This is a genomic window from Streptomyces sp. NPDC001157, from assembly GCF_053598255.1.
Map to the genome: position 1 here is coordinate 136980 of NZ_JBSFJW010000012.1, position 16197 is coordinate 153176.

13 protein-coding genes and 5 tRNA genes are annotated in these 16197 nt (G+C 72.8%); 12 read left to right on the forward strand and 6 right to left on the reverse strand.

Features of this window, described 5'->3' with window-relative positions:
- Window positions 1–47 precede the first annotated feature (47 nt).
- The 5 genes from cbiE to ACWDAG_RS22700 all read left to right on the forward strand — a co-directional run bounded on the left by cbiE (window position 48) and on the right by ACWDAG_RS22700 (window position 8581).
- Window positions 48–1283: a precorrin-6y C5,15-methyltransferase (decarboxylating) subunit CbiE gene (gene cbiE, locus ACWDAG_RS22680; protein ID WP_450697368.1), complete on the forward strand. Its 1236-nt coding sequence runs from the start codon at window positions 48–50 to the stop codon at window positions 1281–1283.
- Window positions 1284–1735: 452 nt separating this feature from the next.
- A complete protein-coding gene (cobT, locus tag ACWDAG_RS22685) occupies window positions 1736–5893 on the forward strand; it encodes a nicotinate-nucleotide--dimethylbenzimidazole phosphoribosyltransferase (RefSeq protein ID WP_450697369.1) in 4158 nt (1385 codons plus the stop codon).
- 175 nt (window positions 5894–6068) lie between these two features.
- A complete protein-coding gene (gene cobA, locus ACWDAG_RS22690; protein WP_450697370.1) occupies window positions 6069–7301 on the forward strand; it encodes a uroporphyrinogen-III C-methyltransferase in 1233 nt (410 codons plus the stop codon).
- Window positions 7302–7365: 64 nt separating this feature from the next.
- Window positions 7366–8184: a TrmH family RNA methyltransferase gene (locus ACWDAG_RS22695; RefSeq protein WP_450697371.1), complete on the forward strand. Its 819-nt coding sequence runs from the start codon at window positions 7366–7368 to the stop codon at window positions 8182–8184.
- Between the two features lie 4 nt (window positions 8185–8188).
- A complete protein-coding gene (locus ACWDAG_RS22700) occupies window positions 8189–8581 on the forward strand; it encodes an NUDIX domain-containing protein (protein WP_450697372.1) in 393 nt (130 codons plus the stop codon).
- Between the two features lie 4 nt (window positions 8582–8585).
- Here the strand turns inward: ACWDAG_RS22700 and ACWDAG_RS22705 are convergent, their stop codons facing one another.
- Window positions 8586–9959, reverse strand: a complete 1374-nt coding sequence (locus ACWDAG_RS22705; protein WP_450697443.1) for a protein kinase domain-containing protein — start codon at window positions 9957–9959, stop codon at window positions 8586–8588.
- A gap of 196 nt (window positions 9960–10155) precedes the next feature.
- Between ACWDAG_RS22705 and ACWDAG_RS22710 the strand changes: the two genes are divergently transcribed.
- The 4 genes from ACWDAG_RS22710 (at window position 10156) to ACWDAG_RS22725 (ending at window position 12739) form a co-directional block, all read left to right on the forward strand.
- Entirely contained in the window at window positions 10156–10431 is a 276-nt protein-coding gene (locus ACWDAG_RS22710; protein WP_450697373.1) for a hypothetical protein, read from the forward strand.
- Window positions 10432–10629: 198 nt separating this feature from the next.
- Entirely contained in the window at window positions 10630–10824 is a 195-nt protein-coding gene (locus tag ACWDAG_RS22715) for a hypothetical protein (protein ID WP_450697374.1), read from the forward strand.
- Between the two features lie 596 nt (window positions 10825–11420).
- On the forward strand, window positions 11421–12359 hold the full coding sequence (locus ACWDAG_RS22720; RefSeq protein WP_450697375.1) for a phosphotransferase family protein: 939 nt from the start codon (window positions 11421–11423) through the stop codon (window positions 12357–12359).
- An 80-nt stretch (window positions 12360–12439) separates the two neighbouring features.
- Entirely contained in the window at window positions 12440–12739 is a 300-nt protein-coding gene (locus ACWDAG_RS22725; protein WP_115909298.1) for a TFIIB-type zinc ribbon-containing protein, read from the forward strand.
- A gap of 49 nt (window positions 12740–12788) precedes the next feature.
- Here the strand turns inward: ACWDAG_RS22725 and ACWDAG_RS22730 are convergent.
- The 5 genes from ACWDAG_RS22730 to ACWDAG_RS22750 all read right to left on the reverse strand — a co-directional run bounded on the left by ACWDAG_RS22730 (window position 12789) and on the right by ACWDAG_RS22750 (window position 13259).
- A tRNA-Val gene (locus ACWDAG_RS22730) sits at window positions 12789–12863 on the reverse strand.
- Between the two features lie 29 nt (window positions 12864–12892).
- A tRNA-Val gene (locus tag ACWDAG_RS22735) sits at window positions 12893–12964 on the reverse strand.
- Between the two features lie 36 nt (window positions 12965–13000).
- Window positions 13001–13072 (reverse strand) — tRNA-Val (locus ACWDAG_RS22740).
- Between the two features lies 1 nt (window position 13073).
- A tRNA-Cys gene (locus ACWDAG_RS22745) sits at window positions 13074–13147 on the reverse strand.
- 39 nt (window positions 13148–13186) lie between these two features.
- Window positions 13187–13259 (reverse strand) — tRNA-Gly (locus tag ACWDAG_RS22750).
- A gap of 178 nt (window positions 13260–13437) precedes the next feature.
- Here ACWDAG_RS22750 and ACWDAG_RS22755 point away from each other — a divergent pair.
- Genes ACWDAG_RS22755 through ACWDAG_RS22765 form a run of 3 tightly spaced genes read left to right on the forward strand, consistent with a single transcriptional unit; the run spans window position 13438 to window position 16180 of the window.
- A complete protein-coding gene (locus ACWDAG_RS22755; RefSeq protein WP_450697376.1) occupies window positions 13438–14484 on the forward strand; it encodes a chorismate-binding protein in 1047 nt (348 codons plus the stop codon).
- The gene (locus tag ACWDAG_RS22760; protein ID WP_450697377.1) at window positions 14481–15302 is read left to right on the forward strand and encodes an aminotransferase class IV; all 822 of its coding nucleotides are present in this window, start codon (window positions 14481–14483) and stop codon (window positions 15300–15302) included. Before ACWDAG_RS22755 ends, ACWDAG_RS22760 begins: the two co-directional genes overlap by 4 nt.
- Window positions 15303–15355: 53 nt before the next feature.
- Entirely contained in the window at window positions 15356–16180 is an 825-nt protein-coding gene (locus ACWDAG_RS22765; RefSeq protein WP_450697378.1) for a GNAT family N-acetyltransferase, read from the forward strand.
- Window positions 16181–16197: the final 17 nt, after the last annotated feature.

Below are 16197 nucleotides of genomic sequence, written 5' to 3' on the forward strand. Positions count from 1 at the left end.
ACCCTCACGGAGCCCGACCTGCGTAAAACCCCTGGAGACCGACGACGATGGCCGACCGTGTCACGGTGATCGGCTGGGACGGCTCGCCCCTGACCGCCGCGGCCCGCTCCGCCCTGAGCGCCGCCACACTGGTGGCCGGTGCCGCCCACCACCTGGCGCTCCCCGAAGTGCCGCCCCGCGCCGAGCGCATCCGCCTCGGCAGCGTCTCCCTCGCCGCCCGCCGCATCGCCGGCCACCGCGGCACCGCGGTCGTACTGGCCGACGGCGACCCCGGATTCTTCGGCGTCGTACGAACCCTGCGCGCACCCGAGTTCGGCCTCGAGGTCGAGGTCGTTCCCGCGGTCTCCTCCGTGGCCGCGGCCTTCGCCCGCGCCGGTATGCCCTGGGACGACGCCCAAGTGGTCGTCGCACACCGCCGTACCCTGCGACGCGCAGTGAATGTGTGCCGCGCCCACACCAAAGTCGCCGTCCTCACCTCACCCGGTGCGGGCCCCGCCGAACTCGGCCTCCTCCTCGAAGGCGTCCACCGCACCTTCGTCATCTGCGAGGAACTCGGCACCGAACGCGAACAGGTCACCGTCGTCACCTCCGACAAGGCCCCCGACCACACCTGGCGCGACCCGAACGTCGTCATCGTCATCGGCGGACCCGCCGGACCCGGTGTCCCAGGCGAGGGCGGCGGCTGGCTGTCCGGCCGCGACCCGGCCGCAGGACCGCGCGGCTGGACCCAGCCCGCCGAGGCCTACGACGGCCCGCTCGGCGAGGGCGAGACGGATCTGCTCCGCGCCGCACAACTCGCCCGGCTGGGCCCGCGGGTAGGGGACCTCGTCTGGGACATCGGCTGCGGCAGCGGTGCCTTCGCCACCGAAGCGGCACGCGCCGGGGCCGCCGTCATCGCCGTCGACCGTGAGCTGGAGGCCTGCGCCCGCACGGACGCCGCCGCCCGGCACTTCGGTGTCCAGCTGCAGATCGTGCAGGGCACGGCCCCGCACGTCCTGGAAAACCTGCCCGAGCCCGACGTCGTCCGCGTCGGCGGCGGGGGAGCGGCCGTGGTCTCCGCGGTCGCCGACCGCCGCCCGCAGCGCATCGTCACCCACGCCGCCACCCGCGACGCGGCCGAACTCGTCGGCCGGGACCTCACGGAGCACGGCTACCAGGTCGAGTGCGCCCTCATCCAGTCCGTCGAACTCGACACCAGGGCCTGGACGGAGACGGAGCGGAGCGTTGCGTTCCTGCTCACAGGAGAATTGGAGCGGCGCGATGGGGGTGCCCCCAGGCGTTGAGCACTGGGGGAGCCTCGTTGAGGGGTGTGGCGGGCGGGAGCTCCCGGGGCGCGCATCGTGACCCTGGCGCCGTCCCAGTGATCCTGGTTTCTGCCGTCCCGGTGATCCTGTAGTCGTACCGCTCGCGGTAGGCTGGCCGACTGTTGTACCGCACTGGGTGGCCCGGCACTTCGTTCGTCAATGTCCGGAAAACACGCCCCTTTTGGGGTGGGTGCGGTACGGCAGAACCGGAGGACGCGCAACGTGGCGCAGTCCACAGCGGGTCGTCACGGATCAACCTGTCGTGACGGGGGAACGGCCGGGACAATGCCACTGAATGGCTTTGTCGCCTTTTGCGGGCGGGTCGTTCGTGCCGCTGGGCAGGCACGCTCGTTCTTCACTGCGGGGGCGGTCGGTGCGCCGCTCCCGGTGGGCTGGACGTAGAAGCACTAACCGATGGGCGAGGGGTACGCATGACCGACACCGGCCAGGTCCCGGGCGAGGGACTGCCGGAGAGCGCAGGCATGGTGGAACAGCCGGGCGTCCACGCGCACGGTGCGTACACCTACCTCTCCGAGACCACCGCCGAGGACGAAGACCTGTTGCTGCTGCCGGGCGCCCAGAGCCCGTGGGGCAACGAGGTCGCCCCGCCCGCGCCCGAGCCGGTCGTCGAGGCCGTCCACGAGCCGGGCCCGCACGAGACGGCGGGCCGCGACAGCGGCTCGGTCGACCTCGGCGGCGTCCGCCTCCCCAACCCGACGCCCGCGCCCACGCCGGTGACGCCGCGTCGCCCGCTGCACCTCGGCCCGCCGATCCCCGACACCTCGGCAAGCCCGGTCCGCTCTCTCGCCGACCGCGGCCCCGCGGGCGCACCGGTACGCCAGCCCGCCGCGCCGGCCACCGGCCCCGACTACTTCGACGCCTCCCAGCTCCGCGAGGTGACCCCGCAGGGCGCGGCCCCTTGGGGTGCCCAGGTGCAGGCCGCGCCGCAGACGGGGGCACCGGTGACCGCCGAGGCACAGACTGCGGAAACGGTTGTTCCGGCGGCTGAGCCGAGCCCGGAGCCGGTGGCCGCCGCGCAGCCCGCCATGGCCCACATCGCAACGGAGACCGCCCCGGCGGCGCAGCGCGGTGACGTCGGCGTGGCCCACGGCCCGCAAGGCGGGCACGTTCCGGTGGGGGTGTCCGCCGTGGAGGGCGGGCAGGCCGCCGGAGCGGCTGCGGGTGCGCCGGCTGAGGGCGGGCCTGTCGCCGGGGACGGACACGCCGCTCCCGGCGGATTCCCCGCCCAGGGGAGTGGGCACGGGGCTCCGGGCGAGTTCGCCGCGGACAGCGCGCAGGCGGCTCCGGCGGGAGCCACTGAAGACGTCCAGCCGGGCGCGGTTCCCCCGGTTGCCCCGGACGCCGGGCAGGACGAACTGGCCGGTTCTGCGCCCGAGGCCGGGCTGATCCCCGGAGCCGGACTCGCCCCCCAAGGCGGGCAGCCCGTTCCAGCCGTGCCCGGTGTGGAGGCCGTGTCCGCTCCTGTGCCCGCACCCGAGGCCGTGCCGACTCCCGAGGCAGCGCCCGCGCAGCAGGCCGGCCAGGTTCCGGAGGCGCCCCACGCCCCGGCACAGGCGCCGACGGTTGAGAACGCACCGGTCGCCGAGGGTCTTACGCCTGGGGCTGCCCCGGTCGCCGAGGGGCCCGCGGCACAGGGCGCACCGGTCGAGCCCGTTGCATCACCGATCACAGAGGCCGCCACGTCAGAGGGCGCAGCGATCACCGAGGGGGCTGCGCCCGGCAGCGAGCAGCCCGCCGTGGCTGTGACGCCCGAAGCACCACAGGTCACGGAGGCGGTGGCGCCCGAGAGCGAGCAGTCCCCCGAGGCGGTCGCGGCAGGGGCCGCGCAGGTCCCCGAGGCGGTCGCCCACGAGGCCGGGCAGTTCCCCCAGGCAGTGGTCGCCGAGGCCGGGCAGCTCCCCGAGACGGCCGCACTGCATACCGAACAGGCACCTGAAGCAATCGCCCCCGAGGCCGCACAGACCGTGGCGCCGGATGCCGGCCAAGCTGCTGACGCCACCGACCTGGCTGCGCCCCAGCCCATCGTCGTTGCGCCCGCCCAGGCCGTCGCCAGCGAACCCGCCCAGGCCCTTCCCGTCGAGCCCCTGCAGACCGCCGAGGCGCCCGCACAGATGCCGGGGACCGCGGAGGCCGCCGGAGCAACCCCGTTCCCGGCAGCCCCGGACCCGGCACACCCCGGGCAGCCCGTGGTACCGGCGGCAGACGCAACCGCCGCCCCCGAGCCCTCGCCTCACCTCGTGGACGCAGAGCACGGCCACCAGGACCAGAGCGGTCACCCGGTCCAGACCGCCCCGGACGCTCCGACGCCCGCGCCTCAGACCGAAGTGCAGCCCGAGGCCGTCGCCGTAGCCGACCCGGCCACTCCCGCCGTGTCTCCGGCGCTCTCCGCCCCGGCCCCCGAGCCCGCCGACGCCGGTTCCACGGCGGACCAGGCGCACCCCGCAGAGCCCCTCGCCCCCGAGCCGACCGCAAGCTCCGCCGAGGCCGCACCTGCACCTGCGGCCGACGAGGCTGCGGACCCGGCGCAGTCCGTCCCAGGCGCGGACACGCCCGAGCCGGTCGCCGCGGACCCGCAACCGGACGCGTCCGTCGGCCAGTTCATCCTCGTCGAGGGCTCCGTGCCGACGACCCCGCACCTCGCCCCGACCCCGCCGCACGCCCTCACCCTCCCCTCGGAGGAGGACTCGCCGGAACCGATCGTCAGGGTCCCCGCCCCGCGGGAGGCCGACTCCGAACTCGTACAGCACGCGGAGGACCTGGACACCAGGGCCGCCGACCAGGAAGACCCGGAAGAAGAGAGCACGGCCGCCGTGGAAGAAGTACGACAGTCCACTGGCCCGGCCGCGCCCGCCTACGACGAGGCCGAGCGCGAGGCCGTCATGAAGGTCATGCGCGAGCGCCGCGACATCCGCAACGGCTTCCGCAGCGACCCGATCCCGCACGAGGTGCTGCTCCGCGTCCTGGAGGCCGCGCACACGGCCCCGTCCGTCGGCCACTCGCAGCCGTGGGACTTCGTGGTCATCCGCTCCGCCGACACCCGCCGCAGCATGCACGAACTGGCCATGCGCCAGCGCGACGCATACGCGAAGTCGCTGCCCAAGGGCCGGGCGAAGCAGTTCAAGGAACTGAAGATCGAGGCCATCCTCGACACCCCGGTGAACATCGTCGTCACCGCCGATCCGACCCGCGGCGGCCGGCACACCCTCGGCCGCCACACCCAGCCGCAGATGGCGCCGTACTCCGCCGCGCTCGCGGTCGAGAACCTCTGGCTCGCCGCCCGCGCCGAAGGCCTCGGCGTCGGCTGGGTCAGCTTCTTCGACGAGCGCGAGATGGTCCGCGCGCTGGGGCTGCCCGAGCACCTCGAAGTGATCGCCTACCTGTGCGTGGGTTACGTCGACGAGTTCCCGGACGAGCCCGAGCTGATGCAGGCCGGCTGGTCCAAGCGCCGCCCGCTGTCCTGGGTCGTGCACGAGGAGACGTACGGGCGTCGCGCCCTGCCCGGTGAGGAGCCGCACGACCTGCTCGCCGAGACCGTCGCCCAGATCCGCCCGCTGGACGCCAAGGCCCTCGGCGAGGCCTGGGAGCGGCAGAAGCGTATGACCAAGCCGGCCGGTGCGCTCGGCATGCTGGAGATCATCTCCGCGCAGTTGTCCGGGCTGTCGCGCCAGTGCCCGCCGCCCATCCCGGAGCCCGCGGCCGTCGCGATCTTCGCCGGTGACCACGGCGTGCACGCGCAGGGCGTCACCCCCTGGCCGCAGGAGGTGACCGCTCAGATGGTCGCCAACTTCCTCGGCGGCGGCGCGGTCTGCAACGCCTTCGCCGGACAGGTGGGCGCGGAGGTGTGCGTGGTGGACGTCGGCGTCGCCGCCGACCTGCCCGCCACCCCCGGCCTGCTTCCCCGCAAGGTTCGCGCGGGCACCTCCGACATGACCACCGGCCCCGCGATGACCCGCGAGGAGGCCAAGCAGGCCATCGAGGTCGGCATCGAGACGGCCCGCGACCTGGTGGCGGCCGGCAACAAGGCGCTGCTGACGGGCGAGATGGGCATCGCCAACACCACGGCGTCCGCCGCCCTGATCTCGGTCTTCACGGACACCGACCCGGCCGAGGTGACCGGCCGCGGCACCGGCATCAACGACGAGACCCTGGCCCGCAAGACCGAGGTCGTCCGCCGCGCGATCGAGGTCCACCAGCCGGACCCGGCCGACCCTATCGGCGTCCTCGCCGCGATCGGCGGCTTCGAACACGCGGCGATGGTCGGCCTCCTGCTGGGCGGCGCCTCGCTCCGCACCCCGGTGATCCTTGACGGCGTCAGCGCCGGCGCCGCGGCCCTGGTCGCCCGTGCGATCGCCCCCGAGGTCCTCGCGGCCTGCATCGCGGGCCACCGCAGCGCCGAGCCCGGCCATGTGGCCGCCCTCAACAAGCTGGGCCTGCGCCCCCTGGTCGACCTCGACCTCCGCCTCGGCGAGGGCACGGGCGCCCTCCTCGCCCTGCCGCTGGTGCAGAGCACGGCACGGGCCATGCACGAGGTGGCGACCTTCGACTCCGCAGGGGTAACTGAAAAGTAGGCGTAAGTGGTCCGTGGCCAGTCGTCCCGCAGGACGGAACGGGCGTGCACGGACCACGAACCCGCACCCGGCCACGGTGCTCAGCCACTGGACCACGTGAGCCGCCAAACCCTCCTGCCCTTTAAAATCCGCACGTCAGGGCCACTGCACCGCCGTAAAGAGGAGCCGCACCCTCATGGCCGAAAACCCCGCCTACCCCGTAGGCCTCCGCCTCACCGGCCGCAAAGTGGTCGTCCTCGGTGGCGGCCAGGTGGCCCAGCGCCGCCTCCCGGCCCTGATCGCAGCGGGCGCGGACGTCCTCCTCGTATCGCCCGAGGCGACGCCGTCCGTCGAAGCCATGGCGGACGCGGGCGAGATCACCTGGCAGAAGCGTTCGTACGCCGAAGGGGACCTCGAAGACGCCTGGTACGCCCTGATCGCCACCGGCGACACGGAAGCGAACACCCGTGCCTCCGCCGAGGCGGAACGCCACCGCGTCTGGTGCGTCCGCTCCGACGACGCCGACGCCGCGACGGCCTGGACCCCGGCGGCCGGCCACAGCGAGGGCGTCACGGTCGCCGTCCTCACCACCGATGCCCGCGGCCGAGACCCCCGCCACACCGCCGCCATCCGCGACGCGGTCGTCGAGGGCCTGCGCGACGGCACCCTGGTGGCGCCCCATCACCGCACCCGCACCCCGGGCGTCGCCCTCGTCGGCGGCGGCCCGGGCGATCCGGACCTCATCACGGTTCGCGGCCGCCGCCTCCTCGCCGAGGCCGACGTCGTCATCGCCGACCGCCTCGGCCCCCGCGACCTCCTCGCCGAACTCCCGCCGCACGTCGAGGTGATCGACGCGGCGAAGATCCCGTACGGCCGTTTCATGGCCCAGGAGGCCATCAACAACGCCCTGATCGAACACGCCAAGCAGGGCAAGTCGGTCGTACGGCTGAAGGGCGGCGACCCCTACGTCTTCGGCCGGGGCATGGAGGAGCTGAACGCCCTCGCCGAGGCCGGCATCCCGTGCACCGTCGTCCCCGGCATCTCCAGCTCGATCTCGGTCCCGGGCGCGGCCGGCATCCCGGTCACCCATCGGGGCGTCGCTCACGAGTTCACGGTGGTCAGCGGCCATGTCGCCCCCGACGACGAGCGCTCCCTGGTCGACTGGGCGTCCCTGGCGAAGCTCACCGGCACGCTCGTGATCCTCATGGGTGTCGACAAGATCGGAAAGATCGCCGAGACCCTCGTCGCACACGGCAAGCCCGCCGACACCCCCGTCGCCCTGGTCCAGGAGGGCACCACGGCCGCCCAGCGCCGCGTCGACGCGACCTTGGCGACGGTCGGCGAGACCGTGCGGACGCAGGAGGTCAAGCCGCCGGCGGTCATCGTCATCGGCGAGGTCGTCGGCGTAGGTCCGCAGCCGTCCGCGTAACCGCGGGTAACCCAACTCTTGCACAGCCGTTGGCACCACACCCAGGACAAGGCAGTATCACCCTGTGGCCGATCTCATCACCGTTGAGGATCCCGACGACCCGCGCCTGCGCGACTACACAGGCCTGACCGACGTGGAGCTGCGCCGCAAGCGCGAACCGGCCGAGGGCCTGTTCATCGCCGAGGGCGAGAAGGTCATCCGCCGGGCGAAGGACGCCGGGTACGAGATGCGCTCGATGCTGCTGTCCGCGAAGTGGGTCGACGTCATGCGCGACGTCATCGACGAGCTTCCGGCACCCGTGTACGCGGTCAGCCCGGACCTGGCCGAACAGGTCACCGGCTACCACGTGCACCGCGGTGCGCTCGCCTCCATGCAGCGCAAACCGCTGCCGACGGCCGCCGAACTCCTCCAGACCACGCGCCGGGTCGTCGTCATGGAGTCGGTCAACGACCACACCAACATCGGCGCCATCTTCCGCTCGGCGGCCGCCCTGGGCATGGACGCGGTCCTGCTCTCCCCGGACTGCGCGGACCCCCTGTACCGCCGCAGCGTCAAGGTCTCGATGGGCGCGGTCTTCTCCGTCCCCTACGCCCGCCTCGACACCTGGCCCAAGGGCCTGGAATCGGTCCGCGAGGCCGGCTTCACGCTCCTAGCGCTCACCCCCGACGAAAAGGCCAGGTCCCTCGACGAGGCCGCCCCGCACAAGATGGACCGCGTGGCCCTGATGCTCGGCGCCGAGGGCGACGGCCTGTCCACCCAGGCACTGGTCGCCGCCGACGAATGGGTCCGCATCCCCATGTCCCACGGCGTCGACTCCCTCAACGTGGGCGCGGCGGCCGCGGTCGCCTTCTACGCGGTGGCCACGGGCCGCCCGCCGGGATAGTCCGGTGCCCCAGCGGGAGGCGATCGTCGCGGTCCTGCGCCGGAACGGCCGGGTACTGGCGATCCGTCGCGGCCCCGGCGTCCCCCGCCCCGGCTACTGGCAGCCCCTCAGCGGCAAGGTCGAACCGGGGGAGACCCAGGAGCAGGCCGTGGTCCGCGAGGTCCGGGAGGAGGTCGGCCTCACGGTCTCCCCTCTCGCCAAGGTCTGGGAGTCGGAGACCGACGACGGTCTCTTCCGCCTCCACTGGTGGACCGCGGACGCGACCGACGGCGAGGTCGTCCCCGACCCCGTCGAGGTCGCCGAGACCCGCTGGGTCACACCGGAGGAGTTCCTGGCGCTCACCCCGGTCTTCGACGGCGACCGGGAGTTCTTCGAACGGACCCTGCCGGGGCTGTGACGCCTCAGTTCACCTGGGCGCTTCCGGGCTCCACATGCTGTTGCTGCAGCGGTACGAAGCCGTCGCCCCCGCCCAGTCCCCGCGACGGCCCCTGGCATCCCTGCGCCGCGGCGATGCCGAGCGCCACCAGCAACGTCACGACGACGAACACGAACAGCCGCTGCCGCAGCAACCGGGGATTGGCAGGCCGCCGCCCCGTCCCCGTGGGCCTGGGCGCCGGACGACCGGTGCCGCTGCGCGGCGCGGGCCGGGCCCCCGTGCCCTGCCGGGACGTGTTCCGCGACCCCGGGGCGGGGGGCCGGGCCCCGGAACGCTGGGGCGGCGGGGGGCCACCGCGGGAGGCGTTGCCGCTTCGCGAAGGAGCCGCCCCGCCCCGCACCGGAGGGACCCCGCGCGACCCGGCGGAAGAACCCCGCGACGGCGCAGCCCCCTGCGGGCCCGGGGGCCGGCGGTGTTCGCGCTGCTGCTCCGGATAGGTGTCGACGAGCCGCCCGGTGGGCCGGTCCGCCTCCCCGGAACGCGGCGCGGGCGGACGCGGGTCGGCGAGCCCCTGCGCCTCACGGGCGGCGATCTCCTTGAGCCGCAGCGACAGCTGAAGCGTGCTGGGCCGCTCCTCGGGATCCTTCGCCAGACAGGCCCGCACCAGCGGAGCCAGCGCGTCCGGAACGCCGCGCAACTGCGCCTCTTCGTGTACGACCCGGTACAACATCACCTCGGAACTGCCGTGCCCGAAGGGCGAGTCGCCCATCGACGCGTACGCCAGGGTCGCCCCCAGCGAGAACACGTCGGTGGCCGGGGTGACGGCGGCACCGCGCACCTGCTCCGGCGCAAGGAAACCGGGGGAGCCGACAGCAGTGCCGACATGCGTCAGAGTGGACGCCCCGGTCGCCCAGGCGATACCGAAGTCGATGATCCGCGGCCCCTTCGGGGACAGCAGGATGTTCGACGGCTTGAGATCCCGGTGCACGACGCCGGCCTCGTGCACGGCGACGAGCCCCTCCGACAGCGCTGCTCCCACAGCCGCCACATCGGCCGCACCCAGCGGCCCCCCGTCGGCGACCTTGTCGTGCAGTGAGGGACCGGGCACGTACTGAGTGGCGAACCAGGGCCGTTCGGCGTCGAGATCGGCGGCGACGAGCCGAGCCGTGCACCCGCCCCTGATCCGCCGCGCGGCGGAGACCTCCCGCGCGAACCGCGACCGGAACTCCTGGTCCTCCGCCAGATCCGGCCGGATGACTTTCAGGGCGACCCGCTGCCCCTTCTTGTCGGAGCCCAGGTACACGACGCCCATCCCACCCGCGCCGAGCCGTCTGTGAAGCCTGAACGAGCCGACGACGCGCGGGTCCTCGCGCCTCAGGCGCATCATCGCCATGTTCATCCCCGCTGCCCGGTCCGTGTGACGTGGCACAGCTTACGTTTCCACGGCCGCCCGCGCGCAGAGGCCGCGCCCTCTCGCCCAGATCGATTGTCAGTGCCGGATGGGAGACTTGAAGGGTGGTCAGGGACCCCGTGAGCAGGCGGACTTCAGTAGTCCCGCGACCTCAACCACCCACCGAAGAAGGGGGATTGAACACGTGAAGGGTGATCGCGTGGAAATAGTCGTGGACGCGGGGGACACGACCCGCACCTACGAGGTGGTGGCCAGCAGGGCGGGCCGCCGGGTGGAGACGGCGGTACGCCGAGGTGTCGTGGAAGTGAGCGAAGTCACCCGAAGCGGCTCCGTGGTCCGTACGGCCCGCTTCATGGCGAACCGGGTGCTGGCCCTGGTCGAGCAGCCGATCCCCAGGGAGGACAGCTCGGAAAAGGCCGGGCGCACCGGGCGCCCCCTCCGGGAAGACCCTGAGTCCTAGGACCCCGTCTCCACCCAGGGGAGTACTCACCAGCTCACGGCTCATCCTCCGGGAGGCCCGGCAATCGGTACGAGGGCATGACGTGCGGCGAGCGCCGGACGCCTAGATTTGAGGTCAAGCGGCGGGTGCAGCACTCGTCCCCCGAGGTCAGACACCCGCCGCTGCCAACGACAACTGAGAACGGTCAGGAGAGGGACCATGGCCCTAACGGCACCGCGGACACTGATCCGCACCCAGGAGCGCACCGCGCTCCACCGCCGCACGGGCCGCCGCCACCCCCTGGTGGCGACACTCATGGCCCTCCCCCTGGCGGCCCTGCTCTTCTTCGTCTTCGACGGCTGGGAGACAGTGGCCACACAGGCGTCGTCCGTGGGCGTGATGCTGGGGCGCTGAGCGGCGACCCCAGGCCCGGAAGAGCGGTCCGGGCGGGGACATCCACCCATGAAACCCCGTGGGGACGGGGGTGCGGCGGACGGCAAAAATGCCGGCGCAGCTGGGGAGCTGCGCCGGCATTGCTTTTCCCTCCCGACCAGCCCCCCACTCGTGCCCACCCACCCACGCCACTTTCAGCCCCTCCGGGGTTGCAGCACCTCCGGGGTCTGAGGCCGAGACCGCTCAGGCACTCTCAGCCTGTCCAGCGTTTGAGGAAGAGACCGCTCAGGCACTCTCAGCCCGTCCGGCGTTTGAGGACGAGGCCGTTCAGGCCGATCGGGGTCCGGGGCGGAGCCCCGAAACGGGGTGCGGAGGCGGAGCCCCGCGGGGGGTGCGGGGGACGCGGTCCCCGCCGAGGTGCAGGGGCGGAGCCCCTGGCGGGGTCGAAGGGGCGGCAGCCCCTGGGGACGGACGGGAAGGGAAGGGGCGGCGGGGGCGCATCCAGCACCGGCTCCCACCCCCGGGCAGCGCCGGCCCCCAACACCCCCGACTGCCCTGCCCACCCCCACCGCCCCCGCCGTACCCTCGCGAGAGACCCGCCGCCCCCAGGGAGCCCCGTGACCCCCACCCCCCTGCTCACCGCCCTGACCGCTCGAGCCAAGGCCAAGGCCCACTCCCGCACAGACACCTGCCCCTGCGGCGCAGCCACCCTCGCCGACCGCCCCGACGCCACCGTCGTCCGCCACGCCGACACGGTCGCCAAGGCCCACGCCCCGAACACCCCCCGCGCCGACCTCACCCTCCGCCTCACCACCGCCACCCACCTCCCCGGAATCCTCCTGCCCCCACTCGCCCCGACCCCCCTCGACCTGCACGGCCGCCTCGTCACGTTCTGGCCCTACGGCACCCCCGTGGACCCGGACACCCCCGACGCCGCCCCCTGGGAACCCGCAGGCACCCTCCTCGCCCGCCTCCACCGCACCCCCGTCCGAACTCCCCTCCCGCCCATGCGAGGCCCCGCCAAGGCCGCCCGAGCCATCGCCCGCCTGAGGGCAACAGCCGCCGCCCACCCGGCCACACCACCGATCCTGGAGGCCTGGAACGCCCTGCCGGCCTGGGCCCGAGCCGAAGCCCCCATGCCGGACACCACCACCCTGTGCCACGGCGACCTCCACCTCGGCCAGCTCGTCCGCCACCCCGCCCCCGACGGCCCCTGGCTGCTCATCGACGTCGACGACCTCGGCACCGGCGTCCCCGCCTGGGACCTGGCCCGCCCCGCCGCTTGGTACGCCTGCGGCCTCCTCCCCCCGGACGAGTGGACCCGCTTCCTCACCGCCTACCGCACGGCAGGCGGCCCGGCCGTCCCCGCCGACGGCGACCCCTGGCCCGCCCTGGACGTCTCGGCCCGAGCCCTCACCGTGCAGACGGCCGCACGCGCGACAGCCAAGGCAGCAGCGGAGGACCGCCCCTTGGACGAGGTCGAACTGTCCATGATCGACGCATGTGCCCGAATGGCTTCGCTCCCGCCGGAGTTGGCCCCGGGATTCGCGAAGTAGGGTGCAACCGACCGCACCCTGACAGAGTCTGTCCTGGCGAAACGCGAAGCAGGACCGACCGGCGAGGAGTTGAGCCGACCATGCAGTGTCCGAAGTGCCATGCGCCGATGCACACGTACAACCGCAACGGTGTCCAGATCGAGCAGTGCAGCGGCTGCCGCGGGATCTTTCTCGACTACGGCGAGCTGGAGGCGCTGACCCGCCTGGAGTCCCAGTGGTCCCAGCCCGCGCCGCCGCCCCCGCCCGCCCCGCAGGCGTACCCGGCCCCGCCCGCGCCCGCCTGGGGCGCCCAGCACGGCGGCCACGGAGGTCACTATGGCGGCCACCACGGCGGTCACCACCGCCACAAGAGCTTCGGCCACATGCTGTTCTCCAGCTGACGGCACACGACGAAGCCCCCGACCGTACGAGACGGCCGGGGGCTTCGGCTGGTGCGCGATACTGGGATTGAACCAGTGACCTCTTCCGTGTCAGGGAAGCGCTCTCCCGCTGAGCTAATCGCGCAGGTGAACCTGCATGTGATGCGTACTGCGTGCGCGATACTGGGATTGAACCAGTGACCTCTTCCGTGTCAGGGAAGCGCTCTCCCGCTGAGCTAATCGCGCGGGTGTGGATCTCACCGTACGTGCTGGAAGATCCAGTGGACGATACTGGGATTGAACCAGTGACCTCTTCCGTGTCAGGGAAGCGCTCTCCCGCTGAGCTAATCGTCCTTGGAGGTGGAGACGGGATTTGAACCCGTGTAGACGGCTTTGCAGGCCGTTGCCTCGCCTCTCGGCCACTCCACCAGGAGTGCAGGGGTTCGGGAAGATCCCCTGTTTCCATCGAGCGGACGACGAGGCTCGAACTCGCGACCTCAACCTTGGCAAGGTTGCGCTCTACCAACTGAGCTACGTCCGCTTGTCGTTTCGGTCCGCTCCCGCGTCCCGGCGACGAAGTGAACTCTAGCGGATTCCGGGGCCAGCACAAAAACGCGTTTGCGCAGCGTGCTGCGCTGCACCTGCTTGCGTACGTGGTCAGGGCCCCCGAAGGGACATGCCCGGGCCACCTTCACGACACCCGCCCTAGACTCGACTGCGTGCTCGACCTCCCTCCTCTCGCCCGCTTCGGTGACCGCGTCGCCACCGGACTCCTCGATGTCACCAGCGATCCCGCGGCCCTCGACTCCACCGGTTTCTGGGCCGTCGTGGCGGACTTCGAGGGGCAGCTGACCTGCGCCCGCTTCGGGGACGTACGAGTGGAGCCCGTGCCCGCCCCGGTGCCGGGGGAGTGGGGTGGACCGGCCGCCGATGGCTGGACGTCATCTCTCGACCGCGGTGCGTACACGGCGGGTGTGCGCCGGATCCGCGAGCACATCGCGGCCGGCGAGGTCTATCAGGCGAACCTCTGCCGGGTGCTCTCCGCCCCCGTAGCGCCCGAGGCCGACGTGGACGCCCTGACCGCGCTGCTGGCCCGCGGCAACCCGGCACCGTATGCAGGAACGATCCGGCTGCCCGCCCACGGGGTCGAGATAGCCACGGCCTCGCCCGAACTCTTCCTGCGGCGCGCCGGCCGTGTCGTGGAGTCCGGGCCGATCAAGGGCACCGGGCGCACCGAGGCGGACCTGCTGGAGAAGGACTACGCCGAGAACGTGATGATCGTGGATCTGGTCCGCAACGACATCGGGCGTGTCTGCGCCACCGGCAGCGTGACCGTTCCCGATCTGTGCGCCGTGGAGAAACACCCGGGGCTCGTCCACCTCGTGTCGACGGTCCGCGGCGAGCTGCGTGCCGACGTCGGCTGGCCCGAACTGCTCGACGCGACCTTCCCGCCCGGATCGGTCACCGGTGCACCCAAGTCCAGCGCCCTGCGGATCATCGACACCCTGGAGACGGCGCCGCGCGGTCCGTACTGCGGTGGCATCGGCTGGGTCGACGCGGACCAGGGAGCCGGCGAGCTGGCCGTCGGCATCCGCACCTTCTGGATCGACCGCGCCGAGGGCGTCCTGCGCTTCGGGACGGGCGCGGGCATCACCTGGGGCTCCGACCCGGAGGCGGAGTGGCGGGAGACCGAGCTGAAGGCGGCCCGACTGCTCGCGGTAGCGTCGGGCACGTACGCAGTGAGCGGAGAGGGACTGGGAACGTGAAGATCTGGCTCGACGGCGGGCTGCAGGACATCGAGTCCGCCCGCGTCTCCGTCTTCGACCACGGGCTGACCGTGGGCGACGGCATCTTCGAGACCGTGAAGGCGACGGACGGGAAGACGTTCGCGCTGACCCGGCACCTCGACCGGCTGACCCGCTCAGCGCGTGGTCTCGGGCTGCCCGACCCCGACCACGACGAGGTCCGCCGCGCCTGCGCCGCCGTCCTCGAAGCGAACCCGATGCCGCTCGGCCGACTGCGCATCACCTACACCGGCGGTCACGGCCCGCTCGGCTCCGACCGCGGTGAGCACGGCCCGACCCTCGTCGTCGCCCTGGGCGAGACCACCCGCCGCGCCGACTCCACCGCCGTCATCACGGTGCCGTGGACCCGCAACGAACGCGGCGCCCTCACCGGCCTGAAGACGACCTCGTACGCCGAGAACGTCGTCGCGCTCGCCCGGGCCCACCAACACGGCGCCTCGGAAGCCCTGTTCGCGAACACCGTCGGGCAACTCTGCGAGGGCACCGGGTCGAACGTCTTCGTCGTCCTCGACGGCGAGATCCACACCCCACCGGTCGCCTCCGGTTGCCTCGCGGGCATCACGCGGGCGCTCGCCGTCGAGTGGACCGGCGCCAAGGAGACCGACCTGCCGCTCGACGTCCTGGAGCGCGCGGACGAGGTCTTCCTCACCTCCACCCTGCGCGACGTCCAGGCCGTGCACCGCGTCGACGACCGCGAACTGACGGGCGCACCGGGCCCGGTGACCGCCAAGGCCATGCGGATCTTCGACGAGCGGTCCGGGAACGACCTGGATCCGTAGGAGCACCGGAAATCGGGCTGACGGGTGCGTCCGCGGCGGGTAGAACACCCCTGATGACCACGACCCTGCGGCCGACCGAGCCGCTTCAGCACAACGGTGATGGCACGCGTTCACGCCGCTTCCAGGTGTGCGTGAACAGCCGGCCCGTCGGCACCGTCCACCTCGGTACCTCGCCGAGCCTCGGCGACCGGGTGGCCCGCATCGTCGACCTGCGGATCGAGGAGCCGGACCGGCGCCGCGGCCGGGGCACTGTGGCCGCGCTGGCCGCGGAGGAAGTGGCGCGCGGCTGGGGATGCAGGCAGATCGAGGTGATCGTGCCCGCCGACGCGCAGCCGGCGCTGCGGCTCGTCGAAGCGCTCGGCTACGTCCTGCGCAACCGCGGCATGGAGAAGCCGCTCGGCGACACCCCGCCCGCTCTGCCGGAAGGCAGCCGGGGCCGGCCCATGACCGAGGCCGACTACGAGGCCTGGTTCGCGTACGAGTGCGAGCACTACGCGCGCGTGTGGATCGAGCGGGGCGTGCCCGAGGCCGAGGCGTACGAGAGTTCGCGGCGCGGCCACGAAAGGCTTCTGCCGCAAGGGCTCGACACGCAGGACATGCAGTTCAGCGTCCTCGAACACGAGGGGACGCGCGTCGGCGTCCTCTGGGTGGCCCTCGTGGAGGACAAGGCCTACGTCTACGACGTCGAGGCCGATGCCGCGCACCGCGGACACGGACACGGCCGCACGCTCATGCTCCTGGCGGAGACCCAGGCGATCGCCGCCGGCCGACGTGTCCTCGGCCTCAACGTGTTCGCCGGCAACACTCCGGCCGAGCGGCTCTACGAGTCACTCGGCTACGAGACGACGCAGTACGCCCTGTGCAAGCCGCTGCTCTGAGCGGCGCGCTCTGAAGG